Raw genomic sequence first — 15,163 nt, 5'->3', positions numbered from 1 at the left:
TAAAATTAAAATAGTATGACTTTTGGAATTGAGGCGGCAAGCTATTATGTGCCCTCTTTATATTTGGAAATTAAGGATTTAGCAGAGAAAAGAGGAATTGAACCTGCAAAATTGGAAAAAGGTTTGGGGTTGCATAAGATGGGGTTTCCTGATGTTCATGAAGATGCAGCAACGTTTGCAGCAGAAGCTTTAATGAAACTGATTAAAGATTACAACATCAATCCAAAAGAAATATCAAGGATTTATCTAGGTACTGAAAGTGCCTTGGATGCGGCAAAACCAACAGCTTCCTACGCGATGCAGATGGTTGAAGAAGTTTTGGAGGCAGAATTTGGAGAAAGGTGCTTCAAAAACTGTGACGTTGTAGACATGACTTTTGCATGCATTGGTGCAGTGGATGCGTTACATAATTCGTTGGATTTTGTAAGAGCAAATCCTGATAAAAAAGCGGTTGTAATTGCAAGTGATTATGCTAAATACGAATTGGCTTCTTCCGGAGAATACACACAGGGTGGTGGTGCAGTAGCTGTTTTGGTTTCTTCAAAACCGGACTTAATTGAGATTGAAAATAATTGGGGTGTTGCAACAGAAAGTGTGTTCGATTTTTTTAAGCCTAGACGTCATTTCAAAAAAGAAGACTTGACAAGTGCCCCCGAGAATTTCCCTGAAAAAATTGAAATTTTTACGGACGAGCCCGTTTTTGATGGACAATATTCCAATCAATGTTATCAGGATAGAATTCGTGAAGCATATAACCATTACAAAGAAATCACAGGAAAAAATAAACCATATGAAGCTTGGAAGTATCTTATTTTTCATCTTCCTTATGCTTTCCACGGAAAAAGAGTTTTCACAGAAATTTACAGCTTAGAAAATGAGTTGTCTTTCAAAACGCCTGAAGACCAAAAAGCAGTGGCAAAATCAGAGAATTATATTCAGTTTATTAATGATAAAATTGAAAAATCTCAACGTGCTTCTTCCGAAATTGGAAATATGTACACAGCCTCGATTTTTATGGCTCTACTTTCTGCGTTACAGACCTCTTTCAATGAAAATGAAGAATTGGCAGACCAAGAAATTGGTTTTTTAGGTTATGGAAGCGGTTCAAAATCCAAAGTTTTTGCCGGAAAAGTTTCAGAAAACTGGAAAAATGTGGTGGCAAAATGGGATTTATTTGAAGGTTTGAAAAACAGAACAGCTATTGATTTTAATACTTATGAAAAGCTTCACAGAAAGCAATTGGAAAAGTCTGTTAATGAAAATTACAAAGGTTTTGGATTGAAATCTGTGGAATTGGAAAATCCGGTTTTGAAAGGAGCAAGGTATTATGATTATCAAGGATAATTAAATTCAAATATAAAATTTTAAAAACATCTCAAGTATGAGGTGTTTTTTTAGTGGGTTAAATTGTCATTTTGTGAATTAATTTCATTATTAATCTTAAAGGAACTTTTTTAATAAAATTTTTTCGTTTGAAATTAAATTTTAAGAATTGTTATTAATTAATTGTCAAAAATATTAATCTGAATAATATTTTTTTTATAATTTAAAAAAAATCACAATAATTAGTATGGATAAAATATTTTTAATAGACTTAAATTAAATTATAATTAAATCTTTAATCTAAAATTGCATTTTATTGAAATTTTTCGTTTTATTTATTTGATTTTCAAATAAATAAAACTTTGATTCTTTAAAACTTATTAACATTTTTGTTTCGTAAAAATGCAAAAATTTAAAAACATGAATGTTAAACTGTGTCTTGTGACAACTGGTGTTTTATTTTTCACCGGTCAGTTTGTAATGGGGCAAAAAAAAGAAAAAGATTCTTTAAAAGAAAAATCTATTGATGAGGTAGTTGTAACAGGATACCAAAAAAAATCTAAAGACGAGGTAACTTCCGCAATTACGGTAGTTTCTGCAAAAGCACTATCCAATTTTTCTTCTTCCACTATGGGTACTAACGCTTTACAAGGGAAAGCAGCAGGCGTAAATATTTCAGCTTTAAATGGTAAGCCCGGAGGGGGATCTGTAATTAATATACGTGGTCTTGGAAATATTACGACAAGTGTAGGAGCCTCAAATCCATTGTTTGTAATCGATGGCTTTATTGTAGGAAATGATCAAAGAGCCCAGGATGTTTTCAATTCAATTAATCCTAATGATTATGAAAATATTTCTATTTTAAAAGATGCAGCAGCAGCTGCTATTTACGGATCTCAGGGTGCGAATGGAGTTATAGTTTTGACTACAAAAAGTGGAAAATCAGGGAAACCGGTTATTACTTTAAGCTCACGTATTGGCTTCTCAGAAAAGATAAAGGATATCAATTTCAGAATGATGAACGCTTCTGAAAAGATCGATTATGAGAAGAAAATGTTGGCGCTAGGTATTGCAGGATACACATCTTGGACGGATGCAAATATGGCTACAGCATTATCCATGGATCATGATTGGCAAAAAGATATTTTAAGAACTTCGGCTATTGAATCTTACCAAGTTGGGATAAGAGGCGGAAACGATAAGTCAAAGTACACTTTCTCTTTAGGATATGATTCGGATAACGGGATTGTTGAGAATATTCACGCTTACAAACGTTATACAGGAAGAATGAAATATGAAGCCAATCCTACAGACAGATTGAGTTTCGGAGCTTCAATGGGGGTAAATTACAGTATGTCTCAAGAAATTAGAGATAGAAATAATGCTCAAAACCCTTTTAGAGCTATGTATTCCTATAATCCTTATGAACCTGTTTATAATGCTGATGGTTCTTATAATCCAACAAAACAGGGCTTCCCGATTTTAGAGGCTCTTAAATATAACCCCGAAAATATTAATTCATTAATTTTTGACGGAAACGTTTTTGCTCAATATAAAATAGTAGAAGGCTTAAATTTCAAAACACAGCTTGGCGGATATTTTAATAATTTAAGAAGAACGAGTAAAGTTCTTAGAGGATCTTATTTAGATACTGTTTTAGGTATTAATGGAAGTGTAGTTGAACAAAACCAAAATCGTTTCAGATATATTAATTCTAATACTCTTAATTACGTTAAAACTTTTGGTGATCATAGCATAGATTTATTAGGATTGGTGGAGTATGCAGAGTTTAAAAATGATTATATAAGTGGAACCGGAAGAAACTTTTCATCTCCTTCTTTAAGCGAATTAGATAATGCTTCTACCCCCTTTGCCGTTGCAGGATATGATGAATTATACAGAACTTTCTCATATGGTGCTTTTTTAACATATGATTTTGCTAAAAAATATATTTTGACAGCATCAATAAGACAGGATAAGGATTCCAGATTTGGTAAAAATAATGTTTTGTCTGAACCATTCTGGTCATTAAGTGGAGCTTGGAACATTACAAATGAAGATTTCCTAAAGGGCAATAATATTCTTTCTTTATTGAAGCTTAGAGCATCCATAGGTACAAGAGGTTATAACAATATTGGACTTAATTTAAATAATATTTTGATGTCTGGTGGCGCAATTGGAACTTTTCCTACAATAAATCCAAATTTAAACTATGGTAATGTTGATCTAAAATGGGAGATTACAAAATCTCAAAACTATGGAGCTGAATTTGGATTGTTGAAAAATAGAATAAGAGGTATTGTAGATTATTTTATTGATCAGAAAAAAGATTTTATTTTGTTTGTTCCAAATCTTGGTTCTGAAGGAGGAGCTTATACACAAAGTATTAATGCTGGAAACCTGAAAAATAAGGGATTAGAAGTTAGTTTATCGGCAGACCTAATAAAATCAAAAGATTTTGTTTGGAGCGTAAGAGCCAATACTAGTTTAATGAGCTATAAGTTGAATAAATTGAGAGAAGGAGAAAAAGAAAGAATTCAAGGTATTAATATACTGAGAGAGGGTGAAGAACCATTTTCTTTCTATTTAGTAAGAAGTGCAGGTATTAATCCAAATAATGGAAATGAGATTTATTATACCAAAGACGGCGGTACAACTGAAATATATAATGCAAATGATGCGGTATTACTACAAGGAAAATCTCCTCTTCCAAAATTATTCGGAGGTTTTGGTACATCAGTTTCGTACAAAGGGTTAGATATTCAGGCAGATTTCACTTACAAATCAGGAAATTATACTTATAACTACATGACTCGAGATATGCTTAATTACTCTAGTGGTGCAACAAGTAATATGAGAGCAGATGCTGTGAATTATTGGACAACTCCAGGTCATACAGATGTTTTGCCAAGACCTAATAATACTACAAATGCCCCAGGAGGAATTACAGGGTTGCAAACTACAGACAGGTTTTTACAAGATGCTTCTTATATAAGATTACGAAATGTAAGTATAGGATATACATTCGATAAGAAATCCTTTGGAGAATCTTTTCCTGTAAATAAAATTCGAGTTTCATTAACAGGACAAAACTTGGCAACTTGGACGAAATTTCAAGGAGATCCGGAAGTTTCTGTAGGATCTGGAGAAAATCAGACGGGAGCAGGGCAAACATTTATCAATGGAGCCTTTGCACAATACAGTTATCCTGCTGTAAAAACTTACTTATTTGGAATAGAAGTAGAATTTTAAAACACAACGAAATATGAAAAAAATAATTAGTATATCTTTATTATCACTAGCAATGTTATCATTATTGCAATGTAGTGATGAAAGATTTGATATCCTTCCGAATAATCAAGATGCGCCTTCAACTATTTTTACAACTGAGTCAAATTATCGATTGGTTTTGGATGGTGCTTATGACGCTTTTAAAAGTCCAACTTATTACAATGGAGATACTGGAAGTTCTATCATTTTAGGGGATGTATTGGCAGATAATCTTATTTTAAATCCACAAGGAAGACAAACCAATAAAAAAGCTTATGAATGGTCATATACTCCGCAAGATAATGCTGTTACGGCATTATATGCTTCAGCATATCAGGTAATATCAAGAGCAAATTATGTTTTAGATAATCTAAACAAAGTTCCTTATACAAATTTCATGAAAAATGTAGAAGCGGAGGCAAAGGCTATAAGAGCAATAGCACACTTTGATTTGGTGAGAGCTTATGCCAAAATTCCGACTCAAAGTTCAGGTGCCTCATCTTCATTAGGTATTGCTTATGTTACAACTTTTAATCCGGAAATAAAGCCTTCCAGAGATGCTACAGTAACTGCTTCTTATGATAAAATTATAGCCGATTTACAGGATGCGTTAGCTAAAATTAATGCTAATAATGGTTCAATAGGGCGATTAAATAAAACTTCAATTTTAGGATTTTTATCAAGAGTATATCTATATAAAGGTGATTATAATAATGCTGTTTTATATGGTGAACAATGTATTGCAGCAAATCCTTCTGTAGGTACGAATGCCAATTTCATAAATATTTGGAGAGATGCTTCAGATGATGGAGAATTATTTACAATTTTAAATTCAAATTTAAGTACTGATAATGTTACAGTTGGTGTAGCCTATAATCAAAATTCATCTGGAATTCGTTCAGAATATAATGTGGATTATGATTTGTTTAATAAGTATGGAGGAACAGGTGCAAATGCAGATATAAGAAAACCAGCTTATCTACTTACTGCAAATTTTGGCAGCATACCATATAATCATGTTATTAAGTATAGATCAAGAACAGGTTCAACAGTAGGTCAAGTCGTAGACATAAAATTTCTTAGATCGGCAGAAGTTTATTTAAATGTTGCAGAAGCATATATGAAATCTACAGCTCCTAATCCTACAAGAGCGCTTCAGTTACTTAATATTTTAAGAACTCAAAGATATGGAACTACAGATTCTCCATATGTCCCGGGAACAGAAACCGGAACAGCTTTATTAAATGCAATTTACAACGAAAGAAGATTAGAATTAGCTTTTGAAAACGATAGATTCTGGACAATCAAAAGATTAGGACAATCTGTAGTGAGATCCGATTTTGGATCGTCAGCAAACGGCGGTGGTGGAGATGCTCCAACAGGAGCTTTAAAAACTCTTCCGGCAGGTAACTTCAGATTTGTTTTACCTATTCCTCAAGATGCAATTAATTTAAATCCAAACTTGGTTCAAAATACTGGTTACTAAACACTTCATACAACAAATTTAATATTTTGGCTCTGTCTTTGGACAGGGCTTTTTCATTCCAAAAATAAGATCTTATCCTGATAACTCTTCGGCGTCACCCCCACAAATTGCTTAAAAACTCTAGTAAAATAATTCGCATCCGAAAAACCAGTCTGATAAGCTGTTTCCTTTATACTATTCTGACTTGCTAATAATTCTTTAGCACGATTAATTCTTTCCTGCAAAATAAACTCATTAGGTGAAGTTCCTAACTCATCTTTAAACATTTTAAAGAAATTGGATTTACTTACATACGCCAATTTTGCGATACTATCAATAGATAATTTTTGATGAAGATTTTTTCGTATATAATCTACTGCAAAACCAATTCTGGATTTATTTTTAGCAATATTTTTCTCTACCATACTTCTCGCCTGAGTCTGCATCAATCGGATTAAAAGCTCCTTCAATGCAAAATCTGCCATAATATCTTTTTGTGAATTATCATCCATCGCAATTCTCATAATATTGTTGGTGGCAGAAGCAAGAGATTGATTATTAAATAAAAAATATTCATCCAGCTCAATATTCCACCGGGAAGTTTCATCAACTTTTGGAAGATGATAATTTAAATGATTTAGAGAATTTTCAATAAATTCAGGATTTAGGCTCAAAGAAATGCACTGTGATGGGGTTTCATCGGCTTCAGGAAAATCAATAACCATCGTTTCTCCTGGCGAAACCAATACACTTTCTCCGGGGAAATAATCAAAATAATTCGTTTTATGATCAATTTTCATGTGCTTTTTGCCGCGAAGCATTGCAGTGAATGCAATCGTTTCAAAATGCAGTTTTATGTCAAAAGCTGCTTTGTGAGTCTCATAAATACTGAATTCACAATTGTTTAGATTGAATTTTGTCTGATTTTCAACTAAACTCATTAGCTGGTTTTCCCTTTTCAGTTCAGGAGTTTTTAATAAAATCTTGCTATTGTTCATTTCTAAACATTTTTTATTGCCTATATATTCAAATATAGAAAATTATCAACGTATTCGATTGTTAATGAAATTATAAAATTAGCACTCTGCACGATTTTGAAGTTTTTTTGTACGATTGTGCTATTCGAATGTTGTAGGTAAGTGTAATTTGGTGAGATAAAAAAATTAAAACGTACGAATATGAGCACTACAACACAACAACAATCAGACACGCTATTGCAGTGGCCTGAGTTCAAAAACAGATACGATAACTATATCAATGGAAAATTTTCAGCTCCCGTAAACGGACAGTATTTTGATGTAGTTTCTCCGGTTGACGGCAAAAATTTCACTCAGGCAGCCCATTCCTCCAAAGAAGATTTGGAATTGGCGGTAAATGCTGCTGAAAAAGCCATCCAAACCTGGAAAGACACTTCCTCAACAGAAAGAAGCATTATTTTAAATAAAATTGCCGACAGAATCGAGCAGAATTTAGAATACATTGCAACGGTAGAAACCATCGACAACGGGAAAGCAGTAAGAGAAACTTTGGCAGCAGATATCCCTTTGGCAATAGACCATTTCAGATATTTTGCTTCGGTAATCAGAGCAGAAGAAGGTTCTCACAACGAATTGGATAAAGATACGGTTTCTTTAATCGTTCACGAACCGCTTGGCGTTATCGCTCAAATCATCCCATGGAATTTCCCTATTTTGATGGCGGTTTGGAAATTAGCTCCGGCTTTGGCAGCAGGAAACTGTGTCGTTTTAAAACCGGCAGAAAGTACTCCGATTTCTATCATGATTTTAATGGAAATCATTGGCGATTTGCTTCCTCCTGGAGTCGTGAACATCGTTAATGGTTTCGGGGCAGAATTAGGAAGAGCATTGGTTACCAATCCAAAAGTGAATAAGGCAGCGTTTACTGGTTCTACAGCGACAGGTCGTTTGGTGATGCAGTACGCTACAGAAAATATTATTCCTGTAACATTGGAATTGGGAGGAAAATCTCCAAACGTTTTTTTCAGTTCGGTAATGGATGCGGATGACGAATTTTTAGATAAAGCCATCGAAGGAGCAGTTCTTTTCGCTTTAAATCAGGGTGAAATTTGTACTTGCCCGTCAAGACTATTGGTTCAGGAAGATATTGCAGATGCTTTCATCGCAAAAGTTATTGAAAGAGTAAAAGCAATTAAAGTCGGAAATCCTTTGGATAAAACGGTGATGATGGGCGCTCAGGCTTCTCAGATTCAAAAAGATAAAATCCTTTCTTACATCAAATTAGGAAAAGAAGAGGGTGCGGAAGTGCTTGTAGGAGGAGATACCAACAATGTAGGAGATGGTCTGGAAAGCGGTTATTACATCCAGCCAACGATTTTTAAAGGCAACAATAGAATGAGAATCTTTCAGGAAGAAATCTTCGGACCTGTCTTAGCGTTCACAACATTTAAAGATGAAGAAGAAGCGATAAAAATTGCCAACGACACAATTTACGGATTGGGAGCAGGAGTTTGGACTAGAGATGCGCATCAATTATACAACATTCCGCGTCAGATTCAGGCGGGTAGAGTTTGGGTGAATCAATATCATTCTTACCCTGCAGGAGCACCTTTTGGAGGATACAAGCAGTCAGGAATCGGTCGTGAAAACCATAAAATGATGCTGGATCATTACCGTCAGACTAAAAACATGTTGATTTCGTACAACAAAAACAAACTAGGTTTCTTTTAATTTTAAATATTAGGGCGTGCCCGTTTTCCCCGTCTCGGCAACGGGGAAAAACGGTCGGGCTATCCAGGGCTACACTTCGTTTCGGTGCTTTGCACTCTCGTTTTTCAAACGAGACCCTTCCTATCCCTCACGCGCAGCACAACTTTAGAAGCGGTGTTCAGTAAAAGAAAGTGACATCAAATTTTTAATTTTAATAAAAAACGACCTAGGAAATGGAGGCGTTAAGAAAATGATTTTTGTGAACGTTAAGAAAATTCTACGCGAGTTTTAGAATTTTTAGAGAATAAAATTCATTTTTAGCCGGAGTTTCCAAGTCTTGAATTTTTCGTTCTTTTGTTTCAATACAAAAGGACATTTAATAAAAAATATTATGCAAACCAAAATATCAAGACTCTCAGCAACAGAAAAAGCCTTAGAAGTAATTTGGGAGTTAGAAAAAAAGTACGGTAATTTGATGTTCTATCAAGCCGGAGGTTGTTGCGAAGGAACTCAACCACAATGTTTCGAAAAAGGTGGATTTTTCCCAAGAATGAATGATGCTATGATTGGAACCATCAATAACCACGAATTCTGGATCGACCGAGATTTATTCGAATATTGGCAATATTCACACTTTACATTGGATGTTGTAGACGGTTTCGGACCGGGTGGGTTTTCTTTGGAAACACCTTTAGGAAAAACATTTAAAGTTATTTATACACTTTTCACTCCCGAAGAGCTTAAAAATCTAGAACCTGTAAAACGTAGTGAGTAAAAATCTGCTCAATCAGCAAAATCTGCGAGATAAAAAAATATAAAGTTTCACGCAGATGACGCAGATGTTTATGTTTAAAAAGTCATTAATGAAAATTCGTGTAAACATTAGTGTAATTTGTGTTTAAATAATCAAACCTTCACAAACCGACTCACAAACATCGAAGCTACCAATTGTCCAACTGCATTCAAGACTGTTGCCAAAGGATCAACCAAAGTTCCGATAATCATCACAGCAGGAATGGCTTCCTGAGGTAATTTATAAACAGAAATCATCAACATTTCCCCAATATATCCACCATTCGGAATTCCTCCTGCAACAATGCTGACAAAAACAGTAATTCCTAAAGCCAACAGTAAATTCATCGGATCAAAAAAATCTCTTCCGATAATTAAAAAAGCCACATAAATTTTAATAATCGAAGACATCGACGAGCCATTTTTATGCAAAGTCGTTCCAATCGGAATCACAATATTTGAAATTTGACTTGGAACTCCAATTTTTGAGGCAGCCTGTAAATTGGCAGGCATTGTTGCAAAACTACTGCAAGTACTTAAAGCTGTTAAAGTCGGATAAATCGCGTTAGTCCAGAAACTTTTCACACCATTCTGACCTTTTGCCATAAAAGCATACAATGAAAAAAATACTAAGAAATAAACAATTCCTGCAATATAATACAGTCCCAAAGGTTTAGCATAAAATCCGAAAAGCTGAGGTCCTAAAGTGGCCACCTGAAATGCAAAATATGCTCCCAAACCAATCGGAGCAACCTTCATGATTAATAAAAGCAATTCTTTCATCACCTCATATCCTGAAGCAATAAACGACCTGAAAGCCTGTCCTTTTTCTCCTGCTTTTCTTGCGGAAAATCCTGTCATGAAAGCAAAAATTAAAAGAGCTAACATATTTTGTCTTGAAAAAAGCTGAGTAAATTCTCCAACAGTAAAAAATCCTACAATTCTGTTTCCCCAGCTATCATTATTCGTTGCTTCTTCAACAATTTCCTTACTTCCAGAAACTCCCGAAACAGGAAAAACGTACACTGCACAAATCGTGAAAATTGCTGCTGTTAAGATAAAAAACAAGAAAGTAAAAGCCATCGTCACCATGATTTTTCCAAATTTAGATTCCTGTTCTAACGATGCAATCGAATTAGAAACCGCAAAAAATACCAATGGGACAACGCTTACGAAAAGTAAATTCAGAAAGATATCTCCTAAAGGTTTTATATAATCGACAATGGAAGGAGCAACAATTCCGATGATGCTTCCAACCGTGATCCCTAAAAGTAAAAGTATGATTCCCGAATAGTTTTTCAACACTTCTTTCATGCGGTGCTTTTTAATCAAAGATAGGTTTATTTTTAACATTCCGTTATATTAATTTCATTCATAAAATCCTTAAATTTGAGTAAAAACGTTTCTATGGCTTATATAGATTACTATAAAATTTTAGGCGTAGACAAGAATGCAACGCAAGATGATATCAAAAAAGCTTATCGAAAATTAGCAAGAAAGCATCATCCGGATTTGAATCCTGATAATAAAGAAGCTGAAAAAAAATTCAAAGAGCTGAATGAAGCCAATGAAGTTCTCAGCAATCCTGAAAATCGTGAAAAGTATGATAAATACGGTGAAAACTGGAAGCATGGTGAAGAATATGAAAAAGCTCAGCAACAGCAAAGGCAATATCAACAAAGTCAGGGTGGAAATTTCGGAGGTGGATTTTCAGGTGCTGATTTTGGGGAAGGTGAGGATTTTTCAGATTTTTTCCAGAATATGTTTGGTGGAGCAGGAGGTGGTTTTGGTAGAAGTTCGAGGGGAAGTGCTTCGGGAAAATTTAAAGGTCAGGATGTCAATGCAGAATTGAATTTAAGTTTAAAACAAGCCTCAACAACACATCAGCAGACTTTTGATATTAATGGTAAAAAAGTGAGAATTACTATCCCTGCAGGAGTTTATGACGGACAACAAATCAAGTTGAAAGGTCACGGAAATCCGGGTTTTAATAATGGTCCAAACGGAGATTTATACATCACTTTTAATATTTCTGCTGATCCGAATTTTGAAAGAATTGGTGACGATTTGAAAACAAAAGTTTCAATTGATTTGTACACTGCGGTTTTAGGTGGAGACGTAAAAGTAAATACGTTGGATGGAAGCGTAAATCTTAAAGTAAAACCTGAAACCCAAAACGGAACAACAGTTAGATTAAAAGGAAAAGGTTTTCCTGTCTATAAAAAAGACGGTGAATTTGGTGATTTATTTGTAACCTACGAAGTGAAATTACCAACCCATCTTACCGAAAAGCAGAAAGAACTTTTTGAACAACTTAAAAATTCCTAAGCCATGAGTGAAAGAATATCACGAGAAGAACTCGTAAAAATATACAATATCGAAATTACTTTTTTTGATGAATTGGTAGATTCCGGTTTGTTGAATATTCAGACAGAAAATGAAATCCGTTATCTGATGTACGAAGATTTACCTTCTTTTGAACGGTTCACCAATTGGCATTACGATTTGGAAATCAATCTTCCCGGACTGGAAGTTATTCATGAAATGCTGAAAAAAATGGAGGATTTAAAACAAAGAAACCGAGAATTGATGAATAAACTTTCGGCAATCGGGGATGGGTTTGTTGATGGTTGATGGTTTTTGGTTGATAGTTGCGCGGATTTATTGATGATAGAATGAAAAAACTATATTTGCAAACAGAAATTAATAAGTATGAGTGACGAAAAGGTAATTGTTTTAAAACCTAAAAGAAAAGATTTCGAGGATATATATTTTAGTGGAAACCAAGGAAGTTTGTTCTTTTCATCGACGACAAGAGGAAAAATGATTACTACAATTGTTGTAGGATTAATCTTACTGTTAATGTTTTTCTTTAAAGATGATTTTACAAAAGAAAAAGCAGGAATTTTATATTTTGTGAGCTTTCTGTTTTTATTGTGTGCAATTTTCCTTTCTGTCAGCATTAATAAAGTTTCAAGATGGAAAAAGCAGGTGAACAGTTATTTAACCAAACTTGAAAACTGCAAAGTCTACGAAATCACATTCGACCAGAATTTCTTCACTGTAAATATTGATAGCGAAAAAGAAACCAGCGAATGGAAAGACTTCGAATATTTCGATAGCAATAGCGAATTTATTACCGTTGAGGGAAAATACAGTTATATGTTTCCCAAAAAATCGATGAGTGAGAAAGATTACAGTATTTTAAAACAGGTTTTAAAGCAAAAGATTAAAGAATAAAAAAACTCAGAGCAAATACTCTGAGTTTTAATTTTATATGAAAAGCTGATTAATCCAACCAACCCATTTCCTTCATCCAATCATCGTTGTAAATTTTTCCGACGTATCTTGAACCGTGGTCATGAAGAAGTACAACAATAACATCATCTTTCGTGAACTGATCTTTCATCTGAACCAAAGAAGCAATCGCACTTCCCGCAGAATATCCACAGAAAATTCCTTCTTCTTTTGCTAATTTTCTGGCATAAACAGCTCCATCTTTATCAGTAACTTTTTCAAAATGATCGATCACAGACATATCGTAGTTTTCAGGAAGAATATCTTCCCCGATCCCTTCTGTAATATAAGTGTAAGCATTTTCTAAATGAATTTCACCTGTTTCGTGGATTTCTTTCAAGATCGAACCATAAGTGTCGACTCCAATCACCTTAATATCAGAATTTTTCTCTTTAAAGAATTTTCCACAACCTGTAATGGTACCTCCTGTTCCGGCTCCGACTACGAAGTGTGTCAGTTTACCTTCTGTCTGTTCCCAGATTTCCGGTGCAGTAGACTCATAATGAGCCGCTCTGTTCGATAAATTATCATATTGATTCACGTACCAGCCATTTTCCGTTTCCTTAGCCAATCTCTTTGAAACTGAATAATAAGAACGTGGATCTGTAGGTTTAACGTCTGTAGGACAAACAATTACTTCAGCTCCAACGGCACGAAGAATATCACATTTTTCTTTTGACTGCTTAGAATTCGTAACAAAAATACATTTGTAACCTTTGATGATAGCGGCAAGAGCCAGTCCCATCCCCGTATTTCCGGAAGTACCTTCAATAATGGTTCCTCCAGGTTTTAATCTTCCATCTTTTTCTGCGTCTTCAATCATTTTCAGAGCCATTCTGTCTTTCACAGAGTTCCCTGGATTGAATGTTTCAACCTTTGCCAAAACCAAAGCCGGAAAATCTTCACCCAATACTTTATTAAGTTTTACAACTGGCGTATTTCCTATGGTTTCAAGGATGTTTTGTGCGTATTTCATAAATGTTTTTTAAAGCGATGCAAAGATACGGCTTTAAAATGATTATCCGAGTTAAGGGAGAGTTAAAGAAGTGAATTGTGAATTTGCTTCCCTTGTGAATTTTTTAATTGACCATTCACCAATTAATTATACTTAATCGCCTTCACAGGAGAAATTTTACTAATCAGGTAGCTTGGAATAATTAAAGCCAAACCTGAAATAATTAAAATTCCAACAGAAATTGAAATAATTGCAATAGGATTTAAATCTACCGGAACAGTACTTACATAGTAGTTTTCAGGATTTAATTTAATTACACCAAAGAATTTTTGAATTAAAATTAAACCAAGACCAATTGCATTTCCATACAGCAATCCGGGGATCATGATAATTAAAGTATAATTAATAAAAGTCGCTCTAATCTGAGAATTACTTGCTCCTAAAGTCTTCAATAAACCGATAGAATTTGTTCTTTCGATAATCAAAATTAAAAGAACCATGATGATATTAATAACAACAACGATTAGCATAATGATGATAATCAATGCAATATTTGTATCGAAAATACTGATCCAATCTGTGATTTGAGGGAATTTTTCAGTTGCTTTTTCAGCGTAATTTTTATAACCTATCAACTTTTCGATTTCTGGAAAATCTTTGTCGATATCGTTTACATTTTGCAGAAAAATATCAATTCCACCCACTTCATCGGGTTTCATATCCTGAATTTTTCTTACATGATTGATATCTCCGATAACAAATTGATCGTCAATCATTTTAATGTCAGTTTTGTAAATTCCCAAAACCTCAAATTTCCTGTAAATAGGCTTTTGATCTGCTTTCGAAAAAACCGTCACAATGCTGTCTTTTACTTTTAAATGGAGGTCATTCGCAATTTTCTGAGAAATCGTAACGCCATTGTTGTAACCTTTGTCTTCCATTTTTGGAGTGGTTCCGGAAACAAGAAATTTTTTGAATCTTAAACTGTCAAAATCTTTTCCGACACCTTTAAAAATAATTCCTGCAAAGCTGTGTTCATTTCGCATAATTCCTGTAATCGTAGCATATTTTTGAACAGTTTCTACATCAGGAATTTCTTTTATTTTCTGAATATTTAAACCCTGATTATCAAGAACGGAAGTATTGTACGAAGAATTTGATCTTGTAGATTTTACAGTAATATGTCCGCTGAAATCTGCCAATCGCTCTTTAATCGCTTTTTTAGAACCGAATCCTGTGGAAACGGTAATCAAAGAAACAATGATTCCCAGCGCGACGGAAAGTCTGCCGATGAAGATGATAACCCTTGATAGGTTATTTTTGTTATCTTTGGAAAACGCTATTTTTCTAGAGAAATATAAAGGAAATTTCAAG

At 34.1% G+C, this 15,163-nt stretch carries 12 protein-coding genes; 8 read left to right on the top strand and 4 right to left on the bottom strand.

The features are described from left to right. Positions 1–15 precede the first annotated feature (15 nt). From ACKX2A_RS06275 to ACKX2A_RS06265, 3 genes are all read left to right on the top strand, one after another. Complete coding sequence (locus ACKX2A_RS06275; protein ID WP_415328410.1) at positions 16–1,344, top strand: hydroxymethylglutaryl-CoA synthase family protein; 1,329 nt, start codon at positions 16–18, stop codon at positions 1,342–1,344. Positions 1,345–1,743: 399 nt separating this feature from the next. Next, on the top strand, positions 1,744–4,575 hold the full coding sequence (locus ACKX2A_RS06270) for a SusC/RagA family TonB-linked outer membrane protein (RefSeq protein ID WP_415328409.1): 2,832 nt from the start codon (positions 1,744–1,746) through the stop codon (positions 4,573–4,575). A 13-nt stretch (positions 4,576–4,588) separates the two neighbouring features. Further along, positions 4,589–6,079 (top strand): RagB/SusD family nutrient uptake outer membrane protein, encoded by a 1,491-nt coding sequence (locus tag ACKX2A_RS06265; protein WP_415328408.1) that lies wholly within the window; start codon positions 4,589–4,591, stop codon positions 6,077–6,079. Between the two features lie 53 nt (positions 6,080–6,132). Here the strand turns inward: ACKX2A_RS06265 and ACKX2A_RS06260 are convergent, their stop codons facing one another. Next, a complete protein-coding gene (locus ACKX2A_RS06260) occupies positions 6,133–7,056 on the bottom strand; it encodes a helix-turn-helix domain-containing protein (protein WP_415328407.1) in 924 nt (307 codons plus the stop codon). A 180-nt stretch (positions 7,057–7,236) separates the two neighbouring features. Here ACKX2A_RS06260 and ACKX2A_RS06255 point away from each other — a divergent pair, with 180 nt between their 5' ends. Together ACKX2A_RS06255 and ACKX2A_RS06250 are read left to right on the top strand one after the other, a co-directional pair. Then, a complete protein-coding gene (locus tag ACKX2A_RS06255) occupies positions 7,237–8,766 on the top strand; it encodes an aldehyde dehydrogenase family protein (RefSeq protein ID WP_415328406.1) in 1,530 nt (509 codons plus the stop codon). 370 nt (positions 8,767–9,136) lie between these two features. Continuing rightward, on the top strand, positions 9,137–9,520 hold the full coding sequence (locus tag ACKX2A_RS06250; protein ID WP_415328405.1) for a DUF779 domain-containing protein: 384 nt from the start codon (positions 9,137–9,139) through the stop codon (positions 9,518–9,520). 131 nt (positions 9,521–9,651) lie between these two features. Here ACKX2A_RS06250 and ACKX2A_RS06245 read toward each other — a convergent pair whose 3' ends face one another. Then, positions 9,652–10,851 carry a dicarboxylate/amino acid:cation symporter gene (locus ACKX2A_RS06245; protein ID WP_415328404.1) on the bottom strand — a complete coding sequence of 400 codons (1,200 nt, stop codon included), beginning with the start codon at positions 10,849–10,851 and terminating at the stop codon, positions 9,652–9,654. Between the two features lie 93 nt (positions 10,852–10,944). Here ACKX2A_RS06245 and ACKX2A_RS06240 point away from each other — a divergent pair, with 93 nt between their 5' ends. From ACKX2A_RS06240 to ACKX2A_RS06230, 3 genes are all read left to right on the top strand, one after another. Further along, positions 10,945–11,865, top strand: a complete 921-nt coding sequence (locus tag ACKX2A_RS06240; protein WP_415329420.1) for a DnaJ C-terminal domain-containing protein — start codon at positions 10,945–10,947, stop codon at positions 11,863–11,865. Positions 11,866–11,868: 3 nt separating this feature from the next. Beyond that, the gene (locus ACKX2A_RS06235; protein ID WP_415328402.1) at positions 11,869–12,171 is read left to right on the top strand and encodes a chaperone modulator CbpM; all 303 of its coding nucleotides are present in this window, start codon (positions 11,869–11,871) and stop codon (positions 12,169–12,171) included. Between the two features lie 78 nt (positions 12,172–12,249). Beyond that, positions 12,250–12,777: a hypothetical protein gene (locus ACKX2A_RS06230; protein ID WP_415328400.1), complete on the top strand. Its 528-nt coding sequence runs from the start codon at positions 12,250–12,252 to the stop codon at positions 12,775–12,777. A 49-nt stretch (positions 12,778–12,826) separates the two neighbouring features. On the opposite strand, the gene ACKX2A_RS06225 is transcribed toward ACKX2A_RS06230, so the two are convergent. Then, on the bottom strand, positions 12,827–13,810 hold the full coding sequence (locus ACKX2A_RS06225; protein WP_415328399.1) for a PLP-dependent cysteine synthase family protein: 984 nt from the start codon (positions 13,808–13,810) through the stop codon (positions 12,827–12,829). A gap of 122 nt (positions 13,811–13,932) precedes the next feature. Then, positions 13,933–15,162 (bottom strand): ABC transporter permease, encoded by a 1,230-nt coding sequence (locus tag ACKX2A_RS06220; protein WP_415328397.1) that lies wholly within the window; start codon positions 15,160–15,162, stop codon positions 13,933–13,935. Between the last annotated feature and the right edge of the window lies 1 nt (position 15,163).

Origin of the sequence: Chryseobacterium sp. MMS23-Vi53, assembly GCF_047651245.1 — a bacterium.
GTDB lineage: Bacteria > Bacteroidota > Bacteroidia > Flavobacteriales > Weeksellaceae > Chryseobacterium.
This window is presented reverse-complemented; position numbering and strand designations above follow the sequence as displayed.